The following is a 23577-nucleotide window of genomic DNA, read 5'->3' on the forward strand; positions in this document are numbered from 1 at the left end:
ACCTCCTTCAGCGGCGGGCACGTGCTCGTCACCGCCGCCGAGGACCCGCGGATCGCGGCGGCGATCTCCCTGAGCGTCCAGGACGTCGCTCCCAGTGGTGCTTCACGTCGTCCTGTCCGTCGAGGGCGGCAGAGGTCGCGTCCTACGGGGCGGCCCGTCCCGACGCAAGCCCCCCTTCACCCCCCGACGTACGCCGCCAGGTGCTGCCCGGTGAGGGTGGAGGCGTCGGCGACGAGCTCGGCCGGAGTGCCCTCGAAGACGACCCGGCCGCCGTCGTGGCCGGCGCCGGGGCCGAGGTCGAGGATCCAGTCCGCGTGCGCCATGACGGCCTGGTGGTGCTCGATGACGACGACCGAGAGCCCGGAGTCGACGAGCCGGTCGAGCAGGGCGAGCAGGTTCTCGACGTCGGCGAGGTGCAGGCCGGTGGTGGGCTCGTCGAGGACGTAGACCTCGCCCTTCTCCGCCATCTGCACCGCGAGCTTGAGCCGCTGCCGCTCGCCACCGGACAGGGTCGAGAGAGGCTGGCCGAGGGTGACGTAGCCCAGGCCGACGTCGGCGAGCCGGTCGAGGATCGTGAGCGCGGCGGGCAGGCGGGCCTCGCCCTCGGAGAAGTGCTCGCGCGCCTCGGTGACGGACATCTCGTGCACCTCGGCGATGTCCTTGCCGCCGAGGGTGTGCTCGAGCACCTCGGCGCGGAACCGGCGGCCCTCGCACTCCTCGCACGGCGACTCCACGGTCGCCATCACCCCGAGCTCGGTGAGGATCACCCCGGCGCCGTTGCAGGTGGAGCAGGCGCCCTCGGAGTTGGCGCTGAAGAGCCCCGGCTTGACGCCGTTGGCCTTGGCGAAGGCCTTGCGGATCGGCTCGAGCAGCCCGGTGTACGTCGCCGGGTTGCTGCGCCGCGAGCCCTTGATCGCGCCCTGGTCGACCACGACCACGCCCTCGCGCCCGGCCAGCGATCCGTGCACCAGCGAGCTCTTGCCCGACCCCGCGACGCCCGTCACGACGCACAGCACGCCCAGGGGCACGTCCACGTCGACGTCCTGCAGGTTGTGGGTGGAGGCACCGCGGACCTCGACCACCCCGGTGCGCGACCGCACCGTCTCCTTCAGCCGGGCCCGGTCGTCGAGGTGCGTGCCGGTCAGGGTGCCGCTGCTGCGCAGGCCGGCGACGTCGCCCTCGTAGACCACCTCTCCGCCCTCCGAGCCGGCGCGCGGCCCGAGGTCGACGACGTGGTCGGCGATCGCGATCGTCTCGGGCTTGTGCTCGACGACCAGCACGGTGTTGCCCTTGTCGCGCAGCTGGAGCAGCAGCTGGTTCATCTGCTCGATGTCGTGCGGGTGCAGCCCGATCGTCGGCTCGTCGAAGACGTAGGTGACGTCGGTGAGCGAGGACCCCAGGTGCCGGATCATCTTGGTCCGCTGGGCCTCGCCGCCCGACAGCGTCCCGCTGGGACGGTCGAGCGAGAGGTAGCCAAGGCCGATGGCGACGAAGGAGTCCAGCGTCTCCCCGAGCACGGCGAGCAGCGGGCCGACCGACGGCTCGTCCAGCTCCCGGATCCAGGCGGCGAGGTCGCTGATCTGCATCGCGCACAGGTCCGCGATCGACCGACCCCGGATGCGCGAGGAGCGCGCCGCCTCGGTCAACCGCGTGCCCTCGCACTCCGGGCAGGTCTGGAAGGTCACGGCCCGGTCGACGAAGCGCCGCACGTGCGGCTGCATCGCCTCGGGGTCCTTGGAGAGCATCGACTTCTGGATCTTCGGGATGATCCCGTCGAAGGTGAGGTTGACCCCGTCGACGTTGATCTTGGTCGGCTCGGCCCACAGCATCGTGTCGAGCTGCTTCTTCGTGAAGCTCTTGATGGGCTTGTCCATCGGCAGCCCCATGCCGGCGAAGAGCCGGCCGTACCACCCGTCCATCGAGTAGCCCGGCACCGTCAGCGCGCCGTCGGCCAACGACTTGTCGGCGTCGTACAAGGCGGTGAGGTCGATGTCCTTCACCGAGCCGGTGCCCTCGCAGCGCGGGCACATGCCGCCGAGGTAGACCTCCTGCTTGACCACCTTCTTCTCGACCCTCCCGCCCTTCTCGGTGGTCATCACGCCGCCGGCGCGGCGGGTCGGCACGTTGAAGGAGTACGCCGTGGGCGGACCGACGTAGGGGTCGCCGAGGCGGCTGAAGAGGATCCGGAGCATCGCGTGCGCGTCGGTCGCGGTGCCGACCGTGGAGCGCGGATTGGCCCCCATCCGCTCCTGGTCGACGATGATCGCCGTGGTCAGCCCCTCAAGCACGTCGACGTCGGGGCGCGCCAGGCTCGGCATGAACCCCTGCACGAAGCTGCTGTAGGTCTCGTTGATCAGCCGCTGGCTCTCGGCGGCGACCGTCCCGAAGACCAGCGAGCTCTTGCCGGACCCCGAGACCCCGGTGAAGACCGTCAGGCGGCGCTTGGGGATCTCGATGCTGACGTCCTTGAGGTTGTTCTCCCTGGCGCCGACGACCCGGATCAGGTCGTGGCTGTCGGCGGGGTGCGTGGTCACGGCGGCTCCTCGGGCTGCGGGCGGTGCGGGCTGATCGTGGCACGGACCACCGACCGGCGCCGGTGGCGTACGACGGCACCGACCCACGCCGCGCCCCGGACTCATCGGCGCGAGGCCGAGCGAGCCGACTCACCCCTCCGTGGGCGCTCGTCCCGGCGGGACCGGGCACCGGAGCGGGGTCAGTCCCGTCGATCGAGGAGGACCCATGACCACGCACCACGCACGCACCGACCCGACCATCCAGGAACGGGGCCGCTTCGTGCGGACCGTCGCCCTCGTGACGGGCGCGACCTTCGTCCTGGTGGGCATCGCCGGGTTCGTCCCGGGACTCACCACCGACTACGACTCGCTGCAGCTCGCTGGTCACGAGAGCGAGGCGAAGCTGCTCGGGGTCTTCCAGGTCTCGGTGCTGCACAACGTGCTCCACCTGGTGCTCGGCGTGGCAGGTCTGGCGACGGCGCGGCGCCCGGGTGCGGCCGTCGCCTACCTCGTGGTCGGCGGCGTGGCCTACCTCGGCCTGTGGGTCTACGGGCTGGCCGTCGACCCGCACGGCGACGCCAACGTCGTCCCGCTCAACGACGCCGACAACTGGCTCCACCTGGGGCTGGGCCTCGGCATGGTCGGGCTCGGACTGCTGGGTCAGCGCCTGGCACGCGGGAACGTGACCGGCGAGGGCGGTTGGACCTGATCGGTCCCGTCCGGCCACTCATCCGCACGGGTGGGATGGGCGCCACGCGGCCCGGGCACGGTCACAGGACCGGGCCGGCGCCGATGCCGCCCGGAGGAGGGAGTCAACCGTGTTGCAGAGCATCGTCTCCAGGTTCGTCGGAGGTCGCCGGGGGGCGGCCCCGGTCGGTCGCACGCGCCGTCCCGCGGGCGGGAGTGCCACGGACGCGGCGGTCGGTCGCGGGGTCCGCGGGTTGCTGGGCAGGTTCGCCCGCCGCTGAGGGTCGTGGTGCGCCGGCTGGTCCCGCGGGGGTGGGTCAGCCGGCGTACCGCACCACCCGGTCTGGCCGGGTGAAGGCCCACAGTGCCAGCCCGTGCTCGGCGGCGAGCCGCACGGACAGCGAGGTCGGTGCGCCGACGGCGACGAGCGAGCCGGTGCCGGCCGCGACGGCCTTCTGCACCAGCTCGAAGCCGGCGCGGCCGGAGACCACGAGGCAGGCCTCGGCGGGGGAGAGCCCGGCGAGGACCCGGGCTCCGGCCACCTTGTCGACGGCGTTGTGCCGCCCGACGTCCTCGCGCACCACGAGCACCTGGCCGTCGGCGGTGCAGAGGGCGGCGGCGTGGGAGCCGCCGGTGCGGTCGAAGACCGCCTGGGCGGCCCGCAGCCGGTCCGGCAGCGACCGCACCACCTCGGGCGCCGGGAGCGGTCCGGTCCAGCCGCCGGGCGCAGCGACCGAGAGCGCGTCGGCGAGGCTGTCGGCGCCGCAGACCCCGCACGCCGACGACCCGGCCGAGGAGGCCTCGTGCCGGTGCGCGAGGTCGCGCAGCGGGGGAGCGGCCAGCGTCACCGTGACCGTGTTGTAGGCCTGCTCCTCGGTGAGGTCGGCGTCGGTGCAGTAGGCGACGCCCGCGACCGCACCGGGGGTGTCGTCGACCAGGCCCTCGTGGCGCACCCAGCCTGCGGCCAGCTCGAAGTCGTGCCCGGGCGTGCGCATGGTGACCCAGGCGCGCCGGGGCGCGGCGCCGGGCCAGGTGAGCCGCAGCTCCAGCGGCTCCTCGCCGACGAGCCGGTCCTCGTGGCGGCGGGTGACCTCGTCCCCGCTGTCGTCGAGGAGGTGCTCGACCACCCGCGTGCGGACGGTCGGGCCGGGGCGACGGGTCACGCGCGCCCCCCGGCGGCGAGGCTCGGGTAGCGCGCGGCCACCGCGTTGCGCCGCTCCAGGTCGTCGACGGCGTCGACCAGGCGACGGCGCACGGGTGCGGGCAGTCGCTCGTCGGTGCGCAGCGGGGCCAGCAGCGCCATCGCCTCGTCCCCGACCATGCAGGAGGGGAAGAAGTCCTCGGCGACGTCGGCCTGCACCCACCCCGAGTGCGCGGCGGCCGCGGCCGCCAGCCCGTGGGCGTACCGCTCGACGTACGGCTCCAGGAGTGCGCGCTGGCTCTCGCGCCACATGCCGGTGCCGGCGGCCTCGAGCTCGTAGTTGGGCACCGAGACCGCGCCGGTGAAGCGCTCGAGGGCGAACTCCTTGGCCTCGACCGTCGGCATCGAGGCGACCGCGCGGGTGTGCTCGACCCGGGAGACCGCGGTCGGCTCGGCGGCCAGGGCGGCGTCCAGCTCCTCGCGGTCGGTCTCGCCGAGGACGGCCAACCGCACCCAGATCCGCCAGCGCAGCTCGAGGTCGGGCTCCAGGCCGTCGGGCAGGTCGCGGCCCAGGAGCCATCCGCGCAGCAGCGCCGGGTCGGCAGCGGTGGCGACCGCGGCCTGCACGGTGCCCAGCTGGAGGGTCGAGCCGGGCTCGTGCGCCCGGGCCGCCGACAGGGCCACCCGGTGCAGTCGGGCGGCCGCCTCGGCCGGGTCGCCGGCCAGCGGCACGGCCGAGCGCAGCAGCCACGGCACGGTGTAGGTGAGGCCGGAGTCCTGGGTCTCGACCGGCAGCCAGGCCTCGGCGAGGTCGATCACCGCGTCGGGGGCGACCTCGGCGTGGTGGAAGCCGCTGCGCACGGAGTTCCACGCCCCGGCGCGCACCATCGGGTCGGTGGTGGTGGCGACCAGCCCCGGGAGCAGCGCCAGGGTCAGCTCGTCGGGCTCGCAGACCGCCCAGGTGTCCTCCCAGGGGTCGATCAGCACGGCCTGGCCGGTCGGGACGTCGACGGGGGTCCGCTCGCCGGTGACCTCCACCGGGGTCGCGGACCAGTCGCCGCCCGCGGGGGCGGCCGCCAGCCGCAGCGCGTGCGAGCGGTCGGCGGGGTGCTCGGCCGGGGGAGTGCGGACCAGCTCGCCGGCGACGCGGTCCAGGCGGATGCGGTCCGGGCCCGCGGTGACCAGCCAGTCGCGGGAGAACCGCTCGAAGCCGCCGGCGCCGGCTCGGGTCCAGGAGTCGAAGAGGTCGTGCATCGTGGCGTTGCCGAAGCGGTGCCGGGTCAGGTGGTCGCGCACCCCGGCCAGGAAGACGTCGTCGCCGAGCCGGGCGGCGAGCTGCTTGAGGATGCTGGAGCCCTTGGCGTAGGAGATGCCGTCGAAGTTCTGCAGTGCCGCCAGCGCGTCCTCCTCGCCGTTGCCGGCGACGGGGTGGGTGCTCGGGCGCTGGTCGGCGACCAGCCCCCACTGGCGGCGGGCGAAGGAGTTCTGCACCCACGCGTCGTCGTACTCGGTCACGTCGGCGGTGACCCGCACGCCCATGTACTCGGCGAAGGACTCGTTGAGCCAGAGGTCGTCCCACCACAGCGGCGTCGTGATGTTGCCGAACCACTGGTGGGCCATCTCGTGGGCCACCGTCGTGGCGCGCTGGATCCGCACCGCGCGGGTGACCTTGCTGGTGAACACCAGCGGGTCGCGGAAGGTGACGCAGCCGGGGTTCTCCATGGCCCCGGCGTTGAACTCCGGCACGAAGGCCTGGTGGTAGTCGCCGAAGGGGTAGCGGATGTCGAAGAGCCGGTGGAACTCGTCGAAGCACTGCTTGGTCATCGTGAACAGCTCGTCGGCGTCGCGCTCGAGGTCGGCGGCGATGCTCTGCCGCGACGACAGCCCGAGCGCGATCCCGTCGTGCTCGTCGCGCACCAGGTGGTAGGGACCGGCGACCAGGGTGACGAAGTACGTCGACAGCGGCTGGGACCGCTCCAGCTCCCACACGCCCGGCTCGGGGTTGGTGGCCGGAGCGTTGCCGACCACGACCCAGTCCTCGGGCGCGCGCACGTGGAAGGTGTAGGGCGCCTTGAGGTCGGGCTGGTCGAAGCAGGCGAAGATGCTCGGCGCGGCGTCCATGAAGGACATGCCGTAGACGTAGTGGCGGCCGTCGGCGGGGTCGACCGAGCGGTGCAGGCCCTCGCCGTCGTTGCGGAAGGGCATCACCGCGTCGACGACCAGCTCGTGCCGGCCCTCGGTCAGCGACAGCGGCAGCCGGCCGGCGTGCAGCGCGTCGACGTCGAGCGGGGCGCCGTCGAGGTGGATCGAGCGCACCGCGGTGGGCTTGAGGTCGAGGAAGGTCTGGCCGGCCCGGGAGTCGAGGGTGATGCGGGTCAGCGACCCGAAGGTCTCCTCGCTGTTCGCGAGGTCGAGGGTGACGTCGTACTCCTCGACCCGCAGCAGGGCCGCGCGCTGCTGGGCCTCGCTGCGCTGCAGGCCGCGGGCGGGCGGGGTCGGGGTGGCAGGGCTGTCCTCGCTGGTGGGCACGGGGCGACCCTACGACCGCGGTGGCCACCGCAGACCGGCCCACCCGGGTGGGCCGACGCGGCCGCGGGACGGGTGCCGGTGGGCCGCAACAGGACACGGTCACGTAAAGGTCCAGACATTTCTCTCATGTCGGGCAACCAACGGGCCGCCCGGGACGTCACCATGACGACGGACGCACTCCGCGTCCGCACTCGAGGGAGGACACAGCGCGATGACGCGTTCGATCCAGGCACGTCGGGCTCGGGCCCTGGCTGCCACCACCGCGGCCGGGCTGGCGCTCGGCACGCTCGCCGTCGCCGGCACGACCGGCACGGCCGTCTCGGCGGAGCCGGCAGCCGACTGCGCGGCGCCGTACGACGCCAGCCTGCTGCAGCGCGGTGACGCCGTCACCGGCCTGACCGTCGACGAGGGGACCACCCCCGAGGCGTTCACCGGCGAGGTCATCGGTGTCCTCGACGACGGCATCGCCGCCGGGCTGGACATGATCATGATCGAGCTGGACTCCGAGGCCATCCAGCGCGCGGGCGGCATCTGGCAGGGCATGTCCGGCTCGCCGGTCTACGTCGGCGACCAGCTGGTCGGCGCCGTGGCCTACGGCCTGAGCTGGGGCCCCTCGCCGATCGCCGGCGTCACGCCGTTCTCGGAGATGGACGACTACCTCGGCCGCTCCACCCAGCGCCCGTCGGCGAAGGTCGCGGTCTCGGACCGTCAGGCCCGCACGATCGCCGCCGAGAGCGACGTCAGCCGCTCGCAGGCCGCGCAGGGGTTCTCCCAGCTGCCGGTGCCGATGGGCGTCGCGGGCATGTCCGCCTCGCGCCTGGCCCAGGCCCAGCGCTTCGCCGCCGACCAGGGCAAGGGCTACCTCGCCCCCTCGACGTACGCCGCCGGCCGGATCGGCCGCGACACCGCGCAGGCCGCGGCGCCGGAGAGCGTGGTCGCGGGCGGCAACATGGCCGCCTCGATCTCCTACGGCGACGTCTCCTACGCCGGCGTCGGCACCGTGACCTCGGTGTGCGACGGCGAGGTCGTCGGCTTCGGCCACCCGTTCAACTTCCTGGGTGCCACGACGCTCGGCCTGCACCCGGCCGACGCGCTCTACGTGCAGCCGGACTCCCTCGGGGCGCCGTTCAAGGTCGCCAACATCGCGCCGCCGACCGGCATGATCGACAACGACCGGCTCACCGGCATCAGCGGTGTCTTCGGCACGCTGCCCGACGCCGCCACGGTCACCTCGACGGTCACCTACGGCGAGCGCTCGCGCACCGGCTCTTCCGACATCTACTTCACGCCGTTCAGCGCCGACGTCACCTTCGGCCAGCAGATCGTCAACCACGACCGGGTCATCGACGGGATCACCGCCGGCGGCGAGGACCTGTCCTGGACGATCGAGGGCACCGACGAGACCGGCGCGCCGTTCACCCTGAGCTGGGCCGACCGCTACATCTCCGACTTCGACATCACCTTCGAGGCGTCCTGGGACCTCGCCGACACCGTCTACAACATCTCGCGGCTGCCGGACGTGTCGATCGACTCCATCACCACCGACGCCGCGGTCGACGACGACAACTCCTCGATCAAGCTGGTGGCCGTCGAGCAGCTGCGCGGCGGTGAGTGGACCAAGGTCGGGCGTCGCTACGGCATCAAGGCCGAGCGCGGCGAGCTCCTGCGGGTGCGCGCGGTCCTCAAGGCCGCCGACGAGACGCTGAGCTACGTCCCGTTCTCGACCCGGATCGGCAAGAAGGCCCAGAGCGGCTTCCTCAACGTCATGGGTGGCGCCTCGGACTGGATCAACGTCTACGGCGCGAAGTCGGTCGCCGAGATCCAGGAGGCCTACGCCGAGGCCGCCAGCAACGACCAGGTCGTCTTCAACCTGCGGATGAAGGGCAACGGCGGCAAGGTCGTCGCCCCCAGCGAGGAGCAGACCGCGGTCGTCACCGGACGCAAGGGCTACTTCGTGTCCGTCGGCGGCGGGCGCGGCGGGCGCGGCGGTCCGGAGTGCCGGGGCTGCTGAGGCCCTGACCAGCCACTCGTGCGGCTCTGGCTCCCCGGCAGCGGACGGGGGTCAGAGCCGCACGAGCATCTTGCCGGTGTTGCCGCCGGTGCCCAGGGCCAGGAACGCCTCGACGCAGCGGTCCAGGCCGTCGAAGGTCGTCTCCCGGGCGACCAGGCTGCCGTCGGCGAGCCAGCCCCCGACGGTCCGGTAGAACTCCCCGGCCGCCTCGCGGTGGTCGGAGACGATGAAGCCCTGCAGCCGCAACCGGCGCTGCACCAGCCGCACGAGGTTGCGGGGTCCGGGAGGCATCTCGGTGGCGTCGTACGTCGCGATGGCGCCGCAGGCCGCGACCCGGCCGAAGTCGGCCATGTGCTCGATCGCGGCCTCGAGCTGGTCGCCGCCGACGTTGTCGAAGTAGACGTCGATGCGGCGGCCGTCGAGCGCGGTGCCGAGCCGGCGCACCAGCGAGCCCTCGCGGTAGTCGAAGGCGGCGTCGAAGCCGAGCTCCTCGGTCAGCCAGCGCACCTTCTCGGGAGAGCCGGCCGAGCCGACGACGCGCGAGGCGCCGAGCAACCGGGCCATCTGGCCCACCAGTGAGCCGACGGCGCCGGCCGCGCCGGAGACGTGCACGACCTCGCCCTCCTGCAGCCTGCCGATGCGGGTCAGCCCGACGTACGCCGTGAGCCCGGGCATGCCCAGGACCGAGAGGTACGCCGAGGCGGGAGCGAGGCTGGTGTCGACCTTCCGCGCCTCGGTCGCCTCGACCAGCGCGTGCTCGCGCCAGCCGGCCATGTGGGTGACGACGTCACCGGGGGAGAGGTGGTCCACGCCGCTGGCCAGGACCTCGCCGACGGCCCCGCCCTCGAGCGGGGCGTCCAGCGCGTACGGCGCGACGTAGGACTCGGTGTCGTTCATCCGGCCGCGCATGTAGGGGTCCACCGACAGCACGGTGTTGCGCACCAGCACCTGGCCGGGACCTGGGTCGGGGAGCTCGACCTCCACGGTGCGGAAGTCGTCGGTGGTGGGACGCCCGACGGGGCGGCGGACGAGGTGGATCTCGCGGGTCGCGGTGCTCATGCCCGCCGATCCTGCCAGCGTCCTGCCGCCCCGACCGGGTGGGAGGCGTCCCGGCTCAGCCCTGGACGCCCAGGGCGAACTCGACGCGGCCGCCCTCGTCGACGGCGGCGTCGAGGACCTTGTCGTCGAGCATGCTGGCGGCGTTCTCGTCGAGGTAGACGGTCGCGCCGTCCTGCTCGAGGACCTGGTCGCCGGGCTCGGCGGTCTCGGCCGTGGTGACGTTGAGGCCCACCTCCGGGCCGGGCTCGGCGGAGATCCGGAGACCGGATCCCGCGGCGCCGCCCTGCTGGTCGGCGATCTCCTTGACGATGAGCGTGGCGTTCTGGGTGAGGGTGAGCATGGCTCGCCTTCCGTCTCGCGTGCGTTCGGTCGGATCTCCACCGTGCCGGGGGCGCGCGGCTCGATCAAGTCGGCGCCGTGTCGTTCACCCGGTCGGGGACCTCGGCGGTCGACGGCGGCCCGCTCTGGCACGCTGTGCCCATGGCTGAGGAGCAGGCAGGGCGCGACGAGACCCTGCGCGAGATCGACATGGTCCGGATCGGCGAGAAGCGCTACAAGGCGACCAACGGTCGCGGGGGAGTGCTGCCGATCGGCTCCGGGGAGGACCCCGACTTCACCCCGGTCGAGCTGCTGCTGGCGGCGTTGGCCGGGTGCGGGGCGATCGACCTCGACTTCCTGACCGGCAAGCGCGCACCCTTCGCCTCCTTCGCTGCGCACGCCTCGGGCCACAAGGTCCGCGACGAGGGCGGCAACCACCTCACCGGCCTGACCGTCACCTTCGACGTCACCTTCCCCGAGGGGGAGGGCGGTGACGCGGCACGTGACTCGCTGGCCCGCTCGGTGCAGCAGATCCAGGACCGGCTGTGCACCGTCGGACGCACCGTCACGCTCGGCGACCCGGTGCAGTACCGCACCGGCGACCTGTCCGGTGATCTCCTCGAGCCGTCCGACGACTCGGTCGCGACGCGGCCCGCCCCGGCCCCCGCCCCGGCCCCTGGAGAGGATCCCGCGCAGCCGTGACCGGCGCGCCCTGGACCGCCGTCCCGGCCCAGCACGGGCGGCGCTTCGTCGTCACCGGCGCCACCAGCGGCATCGGCCTGCTCACCGCACGGGTGCTGGTCCACCGCGGGGCCGACGTCGTGCTGGCCGTGCGCAACCCCGACAAGGGTGCGGAGGCCGCGGCGGGCATGACCGGCCCCGGTCGGGCCGTGGTGGAGCGGCTCGACGTCTCCGACCTGTCCTCGGTGGAGGCCTTCGCCGACCGCATCGGCGACGTGGACGTGCTGGTCAACAACGCCGGCATCCTCGGGGTGCCGCAGGGCACGTCGGTCGACGGGGTCGAGCTGCACCTGGCGACCAACCACCTCGGCCACCACGCGCTCGCGCTGCGGATGCTGCCGCGGATCGGCGACCGGGTCGTGGTCGTCTCGAGCAACTCCCACCACCACGGCGACCTCGACGTGACCGACCTGGACTGGTCCCGGCGCGGTTACCAGCCCTACGCGGCGTACGCCGCCTCCAAGCTGGCCAACATGCTGTTCCTGCTCGAGCTGCAGCGCCGGCTCACCGCGCAGGGCTCCTCGCTCCGCGTCACCGGCGCGCACCCCGGCACCACCGCCACCGCCATCACCGCCAGCAGCGGTCGCGGCTGGCTGAGCTGGATCGGCTCGTGGGGCCACGGCCTGGTCGGCATGCCGGCCTGGCGCGGCGCGCTGCCCACGCTGTACGCCGCCACCATGGACGTGCCGGGGAACTCCTACGTCGGTCCCGACGGCCTGAAGGAGTTCTTCGGCTGGCCGACCCTGGTGGGGCGCAGCGCCCGTGCCTCCGACCCGGACCTCGCCCGGGCCTGCTGGGACGCCTCGGTGCGGCTCAGCGGGGTGGACCTCGGCCCGCGCTGACCCGCCCGGGGTCAGCCTGCGCTGACGGTCTCCAGCACCACGGGGGTCGCCGGCGGACCGTCGGGCTGGCCGGTCGAGGTGCCGTCGGCCGCCACCTCGCGCAGCACCTCCACGCCGGCCTTGTCGACCTGCCCGAAGACGGTGTACTCCGCCGGCAGCGGGGTGTCCTCGTAGACCATGAAGAACTGCGAGCCGCCCGAGTCCGGGTAGGGCGTCTTGGCCATCGCCAGCGTGCCTGCGGGGTAGGTCTCGTCGCCGGTCAGCTCGTCGGGGATCGTGTAACCGGGGCCGCCCGTGCCGGTGGCCGTCGGGTCGCCGCACTGCAGGACGAAGATGCCCTGCGTGGTGAGGCGGTGGCACTCGGTGCCGTCGAAGTAGCCCTGCTCCACCAGGGACACGAACGAGCCCACGGTGCAGGGCGTGCGCTCGGCGTCGAGGGTCGCTGCGATCTCACCGGCGCTGGTGGCGATCGTGACGTCGACCTCGCCCTCGACCTCGGGGTCAGCCGGCGGGGGCTCGATGCCCTCTACCGACGGGCTGCCGTCGGCGGGGTAGGCGCACTCGCCCTCGGCGGGCGGCTCGAAGGAGCCTGCGTCGCCGCTCTCGCTGGCCGAGGCCGCAGGCGTGTCGGTCGCGGTCTCCTCGCCGTCGTCCCCGCACGCGGAGAGCGCGCCGAGGCAGACGAGGGTGGTGAGCGCGGCCACGGCGCGCGTCGTCGAGCGGGGGGAGCGGCGGGTCAGCATGGCGCCGATCGTAGACAGCCCACCTGGGAGGCCGCTGAGGACAGTCAGGAGTTGAGCCCGCGGGCCGCCACGTCCCAGGCGCGCAGCCGCCCGGCCTCCTCGACCCAGAGCACGTCGGCGAGGTTGACCGCGGCGCACACGTGGTTGGGCACGACGTCGACCTGGCTCCCCAGGCGGGGGCGGCGGCCGGGCCACTCCACGACCGCGTGGTGCTCGGCCAGCGACACGACGCGCGCCCGCGGACGCTCGAGGATCCGCCCGTAGCCGGTGGCGTACGCCGCGCGGTCGGCGCCCAGCACCTTCGACCCGGCGTCCAGCACGACGCGGCCGCCGGCGTGGCTGACCACCGTCGCCCGGGCGGTGAGCGCGATGTCGTCGGGGTCGACCGTCCCGAGCTCCCACTGCTGGGCGTCGCCGAAGACGTAGACCCCGGGGCGCAGCTCGGTCACCCGCCCCAGGTCGCCGCTGGCCCCGGCGCTGCCCAGGCTCGCGGCCAGCGTGGGGGTCGAGCCCCCGGACACGACGCGGCAGTCCAGGCCCGCGGCCTCCACCGACTCCCGGGCCACGCGCAGGGCCGTCGCCTCCGCCGCGACCACCACGTCGGCGGCCCCGCGGGCGTAGCCGTGGCCCGGGAACGTGAAGACACCGCGGACCGGCAGCCCGACGCGCGAGGCGGCCCTCGCCACGTGCCCGGCGTCCTTCGGGGGCACGCCGGTGCGGTGGTGCCCCGAGTCCACCTCGACCAGCACCTCGATGCCGGAGCCGCCGAGGCGGCGACCGCCGTTGGCGGCGGACTCCACGGAGTCCACGCCGATCGCGACCCGGGCCTGCTCGGCGAGGTCGCGCAGCCGCTGGGCGCGGGCCTCGTCGACCCAGATCGGGTAGGCGATGAAGACGTCGGTGCAGCCGCCGCGGACGAACGCCTCGGCCTCGCCGACCGTCGCCACCGTCAGCCCGACCGCGCCGCTGGACAGCTGGAGCCGCGCGATCTCGAGGCTCTTGTGGGTCTTGGCGTGCGGTCGCAGCGCGATCCGGGCGCTGGCCGCCTGCTCGGCGACGTGGCGCACGTTGCGGCGCAGCCGTCCGAGGTCGACGCGCAGGTGCGGCGTCTCGACGGGCATGCCCGCCACCGTAACCGGCGTACCGTGCCTGCGTGCGAGTCGGAGTGCACTACGCCAGCTTCAGCCACCCGCAGTGAGAGACCCGCCTCGTCGAGCGCCTCGCGGCCACCGCCCGCGTCGCCGACCAGGGCGGCGTGGAGTGGTTCACCGTCATGGACCACTGGTTCCAGATGGAGGACCTCGGAGGACCCGCCGAGCCGATGCTGGAGGGGTACACGACCCTCGGCTACCTGGCGGCCGTCACCGAGCGGCTGCGCCTCGGGCTGCTGGTCACCGGCACCACCTACCGCTGGCCGGGGCTGCTGGCCAAGACCGTCACCACGCTCGACGTGCTGTCCGGCGGCCGGGGGATGCTGGGCATCGGCGCCGCCTGGTACGGCCGCGAGCACGAGGGGCTGGGCGTGCCCCGGCTCGACACGCTCTGAGACCGGTCGCCGTCAGGAACGGGCGAGCTGCCCGTCCGCCGACGCCGTGGCGCCTGCTGCCTCGAGCGGTCGGGCGGCGCGGGGGATGAGGGCCGCGATCGCCACGCCCAGGAAGGCGGCTGCCGCCCCGATCACGAAGCAGGCCTGGAAGGCGCCCTCGGTCGGGACGCCGATCCCGCCCAGGTCCACGGTGCTGCTGGTGAGGACCGTGCCCATGAGGGCGGCAGCCAGGGTGGTGCCGAGCGAGCGGGAGAGCGCGTTGACGCCGACCGCCGAGCCGGCCTCGTGCGGGGGAGAGGCGTCAAGCACGAGCGCCGGCATCGCGGCGTACCCGATCCCGACGCCGACGCTGATGACGATCGAGGCGACGGCGAGCTGCCAGGCGCTGGCCGTCATCACCAGGGCCAGGAGGTAGCCACCACCCAGGACGGCGGCACCGATCATCAGGGTGACCTTCGGGCCCAGGGTGCGCATGAGGCGGCTGGAGACGGGCGCGAAGGCCATCATCATCAGCCCACCCGGCGCCATCCAGAGGCCGGCGGCGAGGATCGACTGGCCCAGGCCGTAGCCGAGCACCTCCGGCAGCTGCAGGAGCTGGGGGACCACGACGGCCTGCGCCATCATCCCCATGCCCACCGCCACGGCCGCGACGTTGGTGAGCAGCACGGGGAGGCGGGCGGTGGCGCGCAGGTCGACGAGCGGCTCCGGGGTACGCAGCTCCACGGCGCCCCAGGCGACCAGCACGAGCAGTCCGGCCACGACGAAGCCGAGGGTGCGGCCCGAGGTCCAGCCCCACTCGCTGGCCTTCGAGATGCCGACGAGGAAGAGGACGAGGCCCAGCGCCAGCCCGAGCGCGCCGCCGACGTCGAAGCGGGCGGGCGTCGTGTCGACGTCGCGGGGGACCAGCACCAGCATCGCGGCCAGCACGGCCGCGCCGAGACCGGCAGCGACCCAGAAGAGCACGTGCCAGTCGCCGACCTGCACGATCCAGGCCGACAGCGGCAGCCCGATCGCACCGCCCACGCCCAGCGTGGCGCTCATCGCGGCGATGGCCGAGCCGGCCAGGCGCGGCGGCACGACCTGGCGCAGCAGGGCGATGCCGACGGGGATGTAGCCCATCGCCAGGCCCTGCAGCGCACGGCCGACGAGCATGGGGGCCAGGGAGTCCGAGAGCGCGCAGACGACGGAGCCGGCGACCAGCAGCACGGCGCTGGCGACGAGCACCCGCTGCTTGCCGACGATGTCGGCCAGCCGGCCCATGACCGGCATGGTCACGGCGGCCGCGAGCAGCGTGATGGTGACGACCCACGCAGTGCTGGAGGCAGTGCTGTCGAGCAGCCGGGGCAGCTCGCCCTGGATCGGGATGACCATCGTCTGGGTCAGCGAGGCCGCCAGACCGCCGGAGCACAGTGCCACCACGGCGGCCCAGGGGTGGGTCGCACGGTCGGGGGCCGGGGCGCTCGCTGAGGTCGTCACCGGGACATGAAGTCACATGATGGTTGCTAGAAGCAACTATCGGCCCCAGTGACGTGCGTCGCACGTGGCGGCTGTCGGCGCGCGGTGGCAGGGTGCCGGTCATGGGAGAGGGGCAGGGCGCGCGCAGCTTCGTCGAGGAGGACCTGGCGGGCGCGCGCTTCGAGCGGTGCGACCTGACCGGGGCCGTGGTGCGGGGGAGTGCCGTGGGTGGGCTCGAGGTCGACGACCCCTGGCTGGGGCGGCCGGGCGAGGTGCTGGTGGTCAACGGCGTGGACGTGGTGCCGTTGGTGGAGGCCGAGCTGTACCGCCGGTTGCGTGACCACCTGGCTGCGCTGGACGACGCTCAGCTCGCGGGGCCGGCGCTGCACGTGTGGGCACCGGACGTGCCGCGGCAGGTGCTGCAGTCGTTGCACACGATCCTCGCCGAGGAGTGGGAGCACCTGCGCTACGCCCTGCGCGACCTGGCTGCGCTGGAGGAGGACCCCAGCGGTACTGAAGCGCAGTAGTTGACATAATGTCGCTTATCGGCGATCTGTCTACGTCTTGCTCTGGCTCACTCGAGATGCCTGCTGAGCCGTCGTCGCACGATCAGCGCGCTGAGGACGTGAGCGCCCCGATGCATCCTCATGTCGGGCTGCGCGATCCTCTCGAGGGCCTGATCGGTCGTGAAGGATCGGTTGCCGAGGAAGAAGTCGAGCAAGTCCTCGAGCTCTTCGGTCGACAGCTCGGCGGCCAGGTCGATCGTCGTCCTGAGCGGCGTGGTGACGCGGAGGCCATGGTGGGTCTGGATGTCTGACTCGGGGATGTCGTCGTAGTGGATGAGCACCGGCACGTCGCCGACCTGGGTCAGCTGGGTCAGGCGCCCATTGGCGTCCATGCCGAACTCGCCGGTCGGGTCGTCCCAGAACAGGGTGTCGTTCGTCTGCATGCCAGGACGCTAGGCAATTCCGTCGCGGGGCGCCGCGCGTCGTCCACAGGCCTCGCGGCATCGGATGAGCGGCCCGGTCAGGCAGCGAGGACGATGTCGGCAAGGTAGATCTCGAGCCGGCTGGTTCGGCTGCGGGGCGGTGGGAGTCCTGGGGCACGTGATCGGTGGCGGTGGTCGGTGGGGGTCGTGGTCTCGACGGTGTGCGGGTCGGTGTCGGTGACCTGGGCGGACCAGTCGGTGGCTTCCTTGGTCTGGTTGCAGGCCTCGCACAGCCCCTGGCCGTTGGTCGCGGTCGTCGGGCCGCCGTCGGCCCAGGGCCGGACGTGGTCGCGGTGGCGGACGGGGGCGTCGCAGTACGGCGTGCGGCAGGACCGATCGCGTGTGGCCAGGAACTGGGCCAGACCGGCTGGGAAGACGCGGGAGCGGGAGTCCATGGCCAGGAGCTGCCCGTCGGGGTCGGCGTAGAGCCGGCGCAGGCTGGCCAGCCCTGCTTCCTGGGCGCGGGCGACCAGGTCCCGGACGTCGTCGGCCGGCAGCGGGACCGGCGCGACGCCGGGAGCCGAGACCCAGCCCGGCTCGTCACCGGCAGCGCCGGGCAGGTTGAGCAGGGTCGCGTCCGAGACGACGACCTGCACCGCGACCGGCACCACCGGCGCCCCCAGTGCGGTCGGGACGACCGTCTGGCCCCAGGTGCCCGCGCGAGCAGCCACCGACTCGACCACCGAGCCCGGCCGCGGCTGCCCGTCGTCGGCACGACCCCCGAGGACCGCGGCGACCAGCGCGTCGGCCATCACCTGTCCCCGGGTCCGTTCGTCCCCCGCAGCCCGGGCGATGTCAGCGACGCGGCCCAGCGTCGCGTGGATCGCCACACCCTGCTCCAGCGGCAGCACCGCCGAGAACCTCGTCATACCGTCCGGCGCCGGACGCAGACTGGTGTGGCGCTGCGCCACCGCCTTCGCCCGGCGCTCGACCGCGGCCACCGGGTCCGCGACGTACGCCAGGCGGTCCACCTCGGCGCGGAACCGACGATCACCCCAACCCTGCGTCGTGGCCGGGTCGGCCATCAGCTCCGCGTCGATGCTCGTGCGGTCGGCCAGCGACAGGCACGCCGTGCCCTGCGCGACCTGAACGGCCCGCCACTCCGAGCACCAGCCGGCCTCCATCGCCGCCAACGTGTGCGGCAGCTCGGCGCACAGCACCACCGCCAACCCCAGGTGGATGCCGCCGCGGTGCGGCGACTCCCGCCGCGCCAGCGCGACCTCCGCGCCGATCCCCCGCTCACGCATGGCGGCTGACTGGTGGGACCGCTGCGCTACCCGCGACTCCATCAGTGCCGCTGCCGCTCGAGCCTGTGCGGCCGCGAGCGTGTTCTTCAGCGACTCGGCCGCAGCGAGCAGCTCGACTGCTGCACGGTCCCGCTCCCCCGGTGCCATCGCCGCGAGCTGCTCGGCGGCTGCCGACACAAGGTGGCGAGCTTCGACGAGGAGGTCGGGAGCAGCCATGCTGAAGTGTATCGAACACGTGTTCGAAGCGTCAAGCACGGGTCCGTGGCCCTGATGCCCCGCCTCCCCGGCGGCTGTCAGCACGTGGTCCGAAGCGTCGGTGTGGGCGACGCCCGGCCCTCGGTGCCGCCGCGAAGATCGCCGTCCTGAGTGTCCGCGACGTCGCTCATTGCGCCGCAGACTGGGGTCGTGACCGAGCTGCACGTCCGTGAGTGGCATGACGACGACCTGCCCACCATCGGCCGGCTGCATGCCGTGAGTCGGCACCACGCGTACGCCGACTTGGTCGACCCGGTCGCGTTGGCACGGGTCTCCCCCGCGTCCCAGGAGGCCGTGTGGCGCGCACGGTGGGCCGGGCTGCGCGACGGCGCCGCGCAGGGTCGACCGTACGTCTCGCTCCTGGCCGAGGCGGGCGCGCTACCCGTCGGCTTCGCGGTGGCCTTCGTGCCGGCCACGCCCGACGATCGCGCCGGTGCCGAGCTGAACGCCCTGCACGTGCTGCCCTCGCACCACGGCACCGGCGTGGCCCAGGCGCTCATGCGCGGCGTGGTCGACGCCCTCGGCACGTGGGGCGTCACGAGGGCGCACCTGCTCGTGCTCGAGGGCAACGCCCGCGCCGAGGCGTTCTACCGTCGTGCGGGGTGGGTGCTGCGCGGCCCGGCCGGGACGCACGACGTGGGGGGTGCCGAGGTGCCGGTGCTGCGCTACGAGCTGCGGCTGCGCTGACGCCGGCGCTAGGCCGGGCTCTGGCCCTGGGTCGGGCGCTGGCCGTGGATCAGAGCGGCTCGCCCTCGCAGCAGTTCGCCTTGAACTTGCACGAGGGGCAGAACCAGCGCGTCGCGATCGGGTCGAACTCGTGCCCGCACGCCATGCAGGAGTAGTAGCCGGTCATGGGCGGCAGCCTGCCACTGCAGTCAGCCGTCGGGCGCGCGGCGCGCGCAGCGGCGTACGACGTCGGGCGGGTGCGGACGCGCGACGTCCCGCAGGCCCGGGCGGGCCTGCGGGACGTCGAGGTGGTGCGTCAGGTGCGGGTCAGGCGAGGTGCGCCCGAGGGCTCACTGCTTGACGAGCTGGCCGCGGATCGCGCCGTTCGGGAACGCCTCGTTGTGCACGTTGACGTAGTAGTCCTCGGGGTTGGCCAGGATCTCGGCGACGGTGGTGAGGGGCTCGCCGTCCTCACCCGTGGCGAACTTGCCCTCCTCGCCCTCGGTCAGGCAGTCGCCGGCGGTGCCGTCGGCCGGCGGGGCCAGGAACGCCACGACCGGGCCGTTCTCGCCCTCGGCGGCCTCGTGGATGTGGGCGCCGGTGGCCGGGCCGATCTTCTTGACCAGCAGCGAGTAGCACAGGGTGTTCGCGTCGCCGTCGATGCCGAAGACCACGGCGCTGCCGCGACCGTTGCGGTCACCCACGATGCGGCGGTCGGACATGTCGTCGACCTCGTTCTTGCCGTTGAGGCTGGCCTTCGCGACGGTGTTCTCATGTCCGGCGAACGCGCTGGTGACCGGCAGGGCGATCGAGGCGGCGAGGGCGGCGGCACCGAGGCCGGCGAGGGTCTTGCGCTTGGCGTTCATGAGGTCTCCTCGTGTGGTGTGGATCTCTTCCGTGCTGGATTCGGAGCGGGTCGCTCATCCGATGGGGTGAAACCCCGGCTGGACACGATGGAGCGGTGCCAGAGGGACACACCATCCACCGCCTCGCCCGGCGCCACCAGAAGCTGCTGGCCGGCGCGGAGGTCCGCGCGAGCAGCCCTCAGGGCCGGTTCGCCGAGGGCGCCGCGCTCATCGACGGCGCCGTGCTGCGGCGTACCGACGCCTGGGGCAAGCACCTGTTCCACCACTACGGCGAAGCCGAGGACCTGGTGCTGCACGTGCACCTGGGGCTCTACGGCAAGTGGCGCGACGGCACCGGCGAGCCGCCCGAGCCGAAGGGCGCGCTGCGGCTGCGGTTGGTGACCCAGGACCACTGGGCCGACCTGCGCGGGCCCACCGCGTGCGAGCTGCTCAGCCCGCAGGAGGTGGCGGCCCGCACCGCCCGGCTCGGACCCGATCCCCTGCGCAAGGGCGCAGACGTGGAGCGGTTCCTTGACCGTGTCGGGCGCAGCCGAGCCCCCGCCGGCACGCTCCTGATGGACCAGGCCGTGATCGCCGGGTCGGCAACGTCTACCGCGCCGAGGCGCTCTTCCGCGCCGGGCTCTCCCCCTTCACGCCGGGACGCGAGGTCGGCCGCGAGACCTGGCAGGCGGTGTGGGACGACCTGTCGGTGCTGCTGCGTGCCGGTGTGCGGGCCGGCCGCATCATCACGACCGAGCCCGAGGACCGGCGCCGCCCGGCCGGCCGACCGACCCGGGCCGACGCGCACTACGTCTACGCCCGGGCCGGGCTCCCCTGCCGCCGCTGCGGTACGCCGGTGCAGGCCGAGGTCATGGCAGCCCGGAACCTGTTCTGGTGCCCGGTCTGCCAGCCGGGCTGAGCGTCCTCAGCTGGCGTCGAGCCGTGCCAGCTCCTCGCTGCTGAGCTCGAGGTCGGCCGCGGCCGCGGAGTCCTGGATCGACGACGGCCGCTTGGCGCCGGGGATCGGGATGACGCACGGGTCCTGGGCGATCTCCCAGGCCAGCGCCACCTGCTGCGGCGAGACCCCTCGCTCGGAGGCGATCTCGGCGAAGGCGGGGTGCGACTCCCCCAGGCCCTTGGCGTTGCTGAGGCCGCCCAGCGGGCTCCACGGCAGGAACACCAGCCCGAGCTCGGCGCACACCTCGATCTCCGGCGCGCTGGAGCGGAACGCCGGGGAGAACTGGTTCTGCACGCTCACCAGCGCGTCACCCAGCACCGAGTGGGCCAGGCGGATCTGCGCGGGGTCGGCGTTGGAGAGCCCGACCATCCGGACCTTGCCGGCGTCGTGGACCCGCTTGAGGGTCTGCACGACCTCCTCGTAGGGGACCTTCGGGTCCGGGCGGTGGTGCTGCCACAGGTCGATGTGGTCACCACCGAGCCGCTCCAGGCTCTTCTCGACCGCGGACTCCAGGTGCGCAGCTGAGCTGTCGGTGTCCCAGCCCCCGCCCTCGGTGCGCACGTGCCCGGCCTTGGTGGCCAGGAACACCTGGTCGCGCACGCCGAGCTCGTCGAGCAGGGAGGCGATCAGCTTCTCGTTCTCGCCCTGCGCGCCCGCTCCCTTCTCCTCACCGGGCCCGTAGGCGTCGGCGGTGTCGAAGAGGGTCACGCCCGCGTCGAGCGCGGCCCGCACGGTGTCGAGCAGCTGCTCGCGGGGCTGGGCACCGGTCTGGTCGAACGTCATGAGGCCCAGGCCCACGGCACCCACCGTGACCCGGCCGACGGTCTCGTTGCCGATCTCTCGCGTCTGCATGACTCCTGTCTACCCAACGGCCCCCTCGGCCCACCCACCCCCCGGGTGGGGCCCCGGGTGGGGCAGCTCGAACCAGAAGCACGAGCCGGGTCCGTCGGGGTTCGGCCCGACCCCGACGGAGCCGCCGTGCCCCCGCACGACCACGGCGACGGTGGACAGCCCGATGCCGTAGCCCTCGGCGCGGGAGTAGCGCCGGAAGAGACCGAAGACCGACTCCCCCTGCTCGTCGGGGACACCGGGACCGTTGTCGAGCACCTCGACCCGGCGTGCTCCGGGTCGGTCGACGGCCCGGATGCGCACGACTGGAGGTACGCCGGGGCGGGTGAACTTGCACGCGTTGCCCACCAGGTTCTGCACCACCACGCCGAGCTGCGCGGGGTCGCCCCGCACGACCCCGAGCGGCTCGACGAGGACCTGGGCGCCCGCGGTGCACACCGTGTCGGCCATCCCCTCGAGCACCCCGGCCACGAGGGCGTCGAGGTCGACCGTGGCGACCTCCGGGGCCTGGTGGCTGGCCAGGCGCAGCACGGCGTCGACCAGCTCCTCGAGCCGTGCGCTGGAGCGCTGGGCCATCGCCAGCATCCGCCCGGCCAGCGACTCGGCGTCCAGGTCCAGCGCGTCCCTCGCCATCTGCAGGCTCCCGCGCAGGGTGAGCAGCGGGGTGCGCAGCTCGTGGACCAGCCGCGCGAAGTCGACCAGCGCCTCGTCCGGGGTCCCTGCCGCGTCCCGGTCGGCGTCCGCGAGACGCAGTGCGATGATCGCGGACACGTCCCGTGCCAGCACCTCGAGCAACCGCGCCTCCAGCGGCGCGAGCGCGCGCGGCTCGGTGCCGAAGAGGCACAGCCGTCCGACCGGGTCGCCGTCGGGGGCGTGCAGCGGTGCGCTGGCGTAGAACCTCAGGCTGTGGCGCCGGCCGTCGACGAACGGCAGGGTCGCCGTGCGCGGGTCGGTGGAGAGGTCCTCGATGCTGAAGACCCTGTCGTGCGGCATCGACCAGCGGCACACGGCCTGGTCGTGCTCGGTCTCGAAGGGTGCGGCGCCCGCGACGGTGGTGAAGCAGAAGGTCCCCGCGTCGAGCACGGTGACGGTCGCCATCGCCACGCCGGTCGTGTCGCGGAGCAGGTCGACGAGGCCCTGGAGGTCCTGGCCCCCGCGCTCGAGGGCCTCTCGCACCTCGCGCGTCCCGGTCGGTCGCGTGGCCTCGCGCACTCCGCCCATCCATCGACCCCTTCCCTCCCCCCATCGTCACCCTCGACCGACGTCCGGCCAGCCGTCTTCGACGGATCCCTCGCGGGAGGTCTGGACCAGTCGCCGTCACCCGGCCAGGAGGAAGACCCGCAGCGCGGAGACGAAGGCCTCCGGCTGCTCGGAGTGCACCCAGTGCCCCGCGCCCTTGATCGTCACGCTGAAGACCCGAGGGAACAGCTCCCGCATCCGGGCCTCGTGCTCGGGCCGCACGTAGGGAGAGCGCTCGCCGGCCATCCACAGCACGGGGTGGTCGAAGGTGCGGCCCGGCTCCAGCCGGTCGTCCGGGAACCCGCCGATCACGGGCAGGTCGCGCAGCAGCAGGTCGAGGTCGGCCTGCCAGCGGAAGCCCTCCCCGCTCGAGCGGAGGTTCTGGAGCAGGAAGCCGCGCACCCGCTCGTCGGCGATCGGGCCGGCCAGCTGCGCGTCGGCGTCGGCCCGGCGCTCCAGCGCGGCCAGGTCGAGGGAGGTGAGCGAGGTCAGCAGGTGCTCGAACTCCCCCGCGCCGTCGCTGGTCGTCGGGGAGATGTCGACCACGACCAGCCGGTCGACGAGCTCGGGGTGGCGCAGCGCCAGCACCATCGCGACCTTGCCGCCCATCGAGTGCCCGACCAGGTGCACCGGCTCGCCGTCGTACGTCGCGCGGAGCCAGGCCGCCACGGTGTCGGCGACCTCGACGTAGTCGACCGAGCCGGTCCAGGGCGAGCGTCCGTGGTTGGGCAGGTCGACCAGCGTCGAGACCAGCTCGGGCAGCAGCGCCTTGGCGACCTGGGTGAAGTTGCGCCCCTGGCCGAAGAGGCCGTGCAGGAAGACCACGCGTTCGCCGGTGCCCGGCTCGCCGATCTCGGTGTGGTGCAGTGCCGGCACGTCCTCGGTGGTCCCCTCGGTGGTCACCCGGCCACCCTAGGAGTCCTGGGCCACGCCGACCGTGCCGGG

Annotated in this window: 21 protein-coding genes and 2 pseudogenes; 9 read left to right on the forward strand and 14 right to left on the reverse strand. The window is 73.5% G+C overall.

The genetic code is table 11. The features are described from left to right. Positions 1–176: 176 nt before the first annotated feature. The gene (locus tag ACYVID_RS11695) at positions 177–2534 is read right to left on the reverse strand and encodes an ATP-binding cassette domain-containing protein (RefSeq protein ID WP_460737187.1); all 2358 of its coding nucleotides are present in this window, start codon (positions 2532–2534) and stop codon (positions 177–179) included. A 205-nt stretch (positions 2535–2739) separates the two neighbouring features. On the opposite strand from ACYVID_RS11695, the gene ACYVID_RS11700 reads away from it, so the two are divergent. Continuing rightward, positions 2740–3222, forward strand: coding sequence for a DUF4383 domain-containing protein (locus tag ACYVID_RS11700; protein ID WP_460737189.1), 483 nt, complete (start codon positions 2740–2742; stop codon positions 3220–3222). Positions 3223–3517: 295 nt separating this feature from the next. On the opposite strand, the gene ACYVID_RS11705 is transcribed toward ACYVID_RS11700, so the two are convergent. Then, positions 3518–4363 carry a formate dehydrogenase accessory sulfurtransferase FdhD gene (locus ACYVID_RS11705; protein ID WP_460737191.1) on the reverse strand — a complete coding sequence of 282 codons (846 nt, stop codon included), beginning with the start codon at positions 4361–4363 and terminating at the stop codon, positions 3518–3520. Continuing rightward, positions 4360–6870, reverse strand: a complete 2511-nt coding sequence (pepN, locus tag ACYVID_RS11710) for an aminopeptidase N (RefSeq protein WP_460737193.1) — start codon at positions 6868–6870, stop codon at positions 4360–4362. The genes ACYVID_RS11705 and pepN overlap by 4 nt, the downstream gene beginning before the upstream one ends. 211 nt (positions 6871–7081) lie before the next feature. Between pepN and ACYVID_RS11715 the strand changes: the two genes are divergently transcribed. Then, positions 7082–8881 (forward strand): SpoIVB peptidase S55 domain-containing protein, encoded by a 1800-nt coding sequence (locus ACYVID_RS11715; RefSeq protein ID WP_460737195.1) that lies wholly within the window; start codon positions 7082–7084, stop codon positions 8879–8881. A 51-nt stretch (positions 8882–8932) separates the two neighbouring features. On the opposite strand, the gene ACYVID_RS11720 is transcribed toward ACYVID_RS11715, so the two are convergent. Next, positions 8933–9940 (reverse strand): NADP-dependent oxidoreductase, encoded by a 1008-nt coding sequence (locus ACYVID_RS11720; protein ID WP_460737197.1) that lies wholly within the window; start codon positions 9938–9940, stop codon positions 8933–8935. Positions 9941–9995: 55 nt separating this feature from the next. After that, complete coding sequence (locus ACYVID_RS11725) at positions 9996–10280, reverse strand: HesB/IscA family protein (protein WP_460737199.1); 285 nt, start codon at positions 10278–10280, stop codon at positions 9996–9998. A gap of 140 nt (positions 10281–10420) precedes the next feature. On the opposite strand from ACYVID_RS11725, the gene ACYVID_RS11730 reads away from it, so the two are divergent. After that, complete coding sequence (locus tag ACYVID_RS11730) at positions 10421–10960, forward strand: OsmC family protein (RefSeq protein ID WP_460737201.1); 540 nt, start codon at positions 10421–10423, stop codon at positions 10958–10960. After that, entirely contained in the window at positions 10957–11841 is an 885-nt protein-coding gene (locus tag ACYVID_RS11735; RefSeq protein WP_460737203.1) for an SDR family NAD(P)-dependent oxidoreductase, read from the forward strand. The genes ACYVID_RS11730 and ACYVID_RS11735 overlap by 4 nt, the downstream gene beginning before the upstream one ends. An 11-nt stretch (positions 11842–11852) precedes the next feature. Here ACYVID_RS11735 and ACYVID_RS11740 read toward each other — a convergent pair whose 3' ends face one another. Next, entirely contained in the window at positions 11853–12584 is a 732-nt protein-coding gene (locus ACYVID_RS11740; protein ID WP_460737205.1) for a peptidylprolyl isomerase, read from the reverse strand. Between the two features lie 44 nt (positions 12585–12628). Then, positions 12629–13705 carry an alanine racemase gene (locus ACYVID_RS11745; protein ID WP_460737207.1) on the reverse strand — a complete coding sequence of 359 codons (1077 nt, stop codon included), beginning with the start codon at positions 13703–13705 and terminating at the stop codon, positions 12629–12631. A gap of 104 nt (positions 13706–13809) precedes the next feature. On the opposite strand from ACYVID_RS11745, the pseudogene ACYVID_RS11750 reads away from it, so the two are divergent. After that, a pseudogene (locus ACYVID_RS11750) lies at positions 13810–14130 on the forward strand (LLM class flavin-dependent oxidoreductase); the annotation flags it as partial. Between the two features lie 12 nt (positions 14131–14142). Here ACYVID_RS11750 and ACYVID_RS11755 read toward each other — a convergent pair. Beyond that, complete coding sequence (locus ACYVID_RS11755) at positions 14143–15606, reverse strand: MFS transporter (RefSeq protein WP_460737209.1); 1464 nt, start codon at positions 15604–15606, stop codon at positions 14143–14145. Between the two features lie 101 nt (positions 15607–15707). Here ACYVID_RS11755 and ACYVID_RS11760 point away from each other — a divergent pair, with 101 nt between their 5' ends. Then, positions 15708–16112: a hypothetical protein gene (locus ACYVID_RS11760; RefSeq protein ID WP_460737211.1), complete on the forward strand. Its 405-nt coding sequence runs from the start codon at positions 15708–15710 to the stop codon at positions 16110–16112. Between the two features lie 47 nt (positions 16113–16159). On the opposite strand, the gene ACYVID_RS11765 is transcribed toward ACYVID_RS11760, so the two are convergent. Both ACYVID_RS11765 and ACYVID_RS11770 read right to left on the reverse strand, forming a co-directional pair. Further along, complete coding sequence (locus ACYVID_RS11765; protein WP_460737213.1) at positions 16160–16534, reverse strand: hypothetical protein; 375 nt, start codon at positions 16532–16534, stop codon at positions 16160–16162. A gap of 77 nt (positions 16535–16611) precedes the next feature. Further along, a complete protein-coding gene (locus ACYVID_RS11770) occupies positions 16612–18036 on the reverse strand; it encodes an HNH endonuclease (protein ID WP_460737215.1) in 1425 nt (474 codons plus the stop codon). A gap of 189 nt (positions 18037–18225) precedes the next feature. On the opposite strand from ACYVID_RS11770, the gene ACYVID_RS11775 reads away from it, so the two are divergent. Continuing rightward, entirely contained in the window at positions 18226–18762 is a 537-nt protein-coding gene (locus tag ACYVID_RS11775) for a GNAT family N-acetyltransferase (protein ID WP_460737217.1), read from the forward strand. 329 nt (positions 18763–19091) lie between these two features. Here ACYVID_RS11775 and ACYVID_RS11780 read toward each other — a convergent pair whose 3' ends face one another. Beyond that, on the reverse strand, positions 19092–19607 hold the full coding sequence (locus tag ACYVID_RS11780; RefSeq protein ID WP_460737219.1) for a CHRD domain-containing protein: 516 nt from the start codon (positions 19605–19607) through the stop codon (positions 19092–19094). A gap of 95 nt (positions 19608–19702) precedes the next feature. Between ACYVID_RS11780 and ACYVID_RS11785 the strand changes: the two are divergent. Beyond that, positions 19703–19936, forward strand: a pseudogene (locus ACYVID_RS11785) (DNA-formamidopyrimidine glycosylase family protein); the annotation flags it as partial. A 506-nt stretch (positions 19937–20442) separates the two neighbouring features. Continuing rightward, the gene (locus ACYVID_RS11790; RefSeq protein ID WP_460737331.1) at positions 20443–20505 is read left to right on the forward strand and encodes a hypothetical protein; all 63 of its coding nucleotides are present in this window, start codon (positions 20443–20445) and stop codon (positions 20503–20505) included. Between the two features lie 6 nt (positions 20506–20511). On the opposite strand, the gene ACYVID_RS11795 is transcribed toward ACYVID_RS11790, so the two are convergent. The 3 genes from ACYVID_RS11795 to ACYVID_RS11805 form a co-directional block, all read right to left on the reverse strand. Beyond that, positions 20512–21396, reverse strand: a complete 885-nt coding sequence (locus ACYVID_RS11795; protein WP_460737221.1) for an aldo/keto reductase — start codon at positions 21394–21396, stop codon at positions 20512–20514. Positions 21397–21405: 9 nt separating this feature from the next. Next, on the reverse strand, positions 21406–22614 hold the full coding sequence (locus ACYVID_RS11800; RefSeq protein ID WP_460737223.1) for a sensor histidine kinase: 1209 nt from the start codon (positions 22612–22614) through the stop codon (positions 21406–21408). Between the two features lie 96 nt (positions 22615–22710). Further along, the gene (locus ACYVID_RS11805) at positions 22711–23535 is read right to left on the reverse strand and encodes an alpha/beta fold hydrolase (RefSeq protein WP_460737225.1); all 825 of its coding nucleotides are present in this window, start codon (positions 23533–23535) and stop codon (positions 22711–22713) included. Between the last annotated feature and the right edge of the window lie 42 nt (positions 23536–23577).

Source organism: Nocardioides ginkgobilobae (assembly GCF_054781275.1).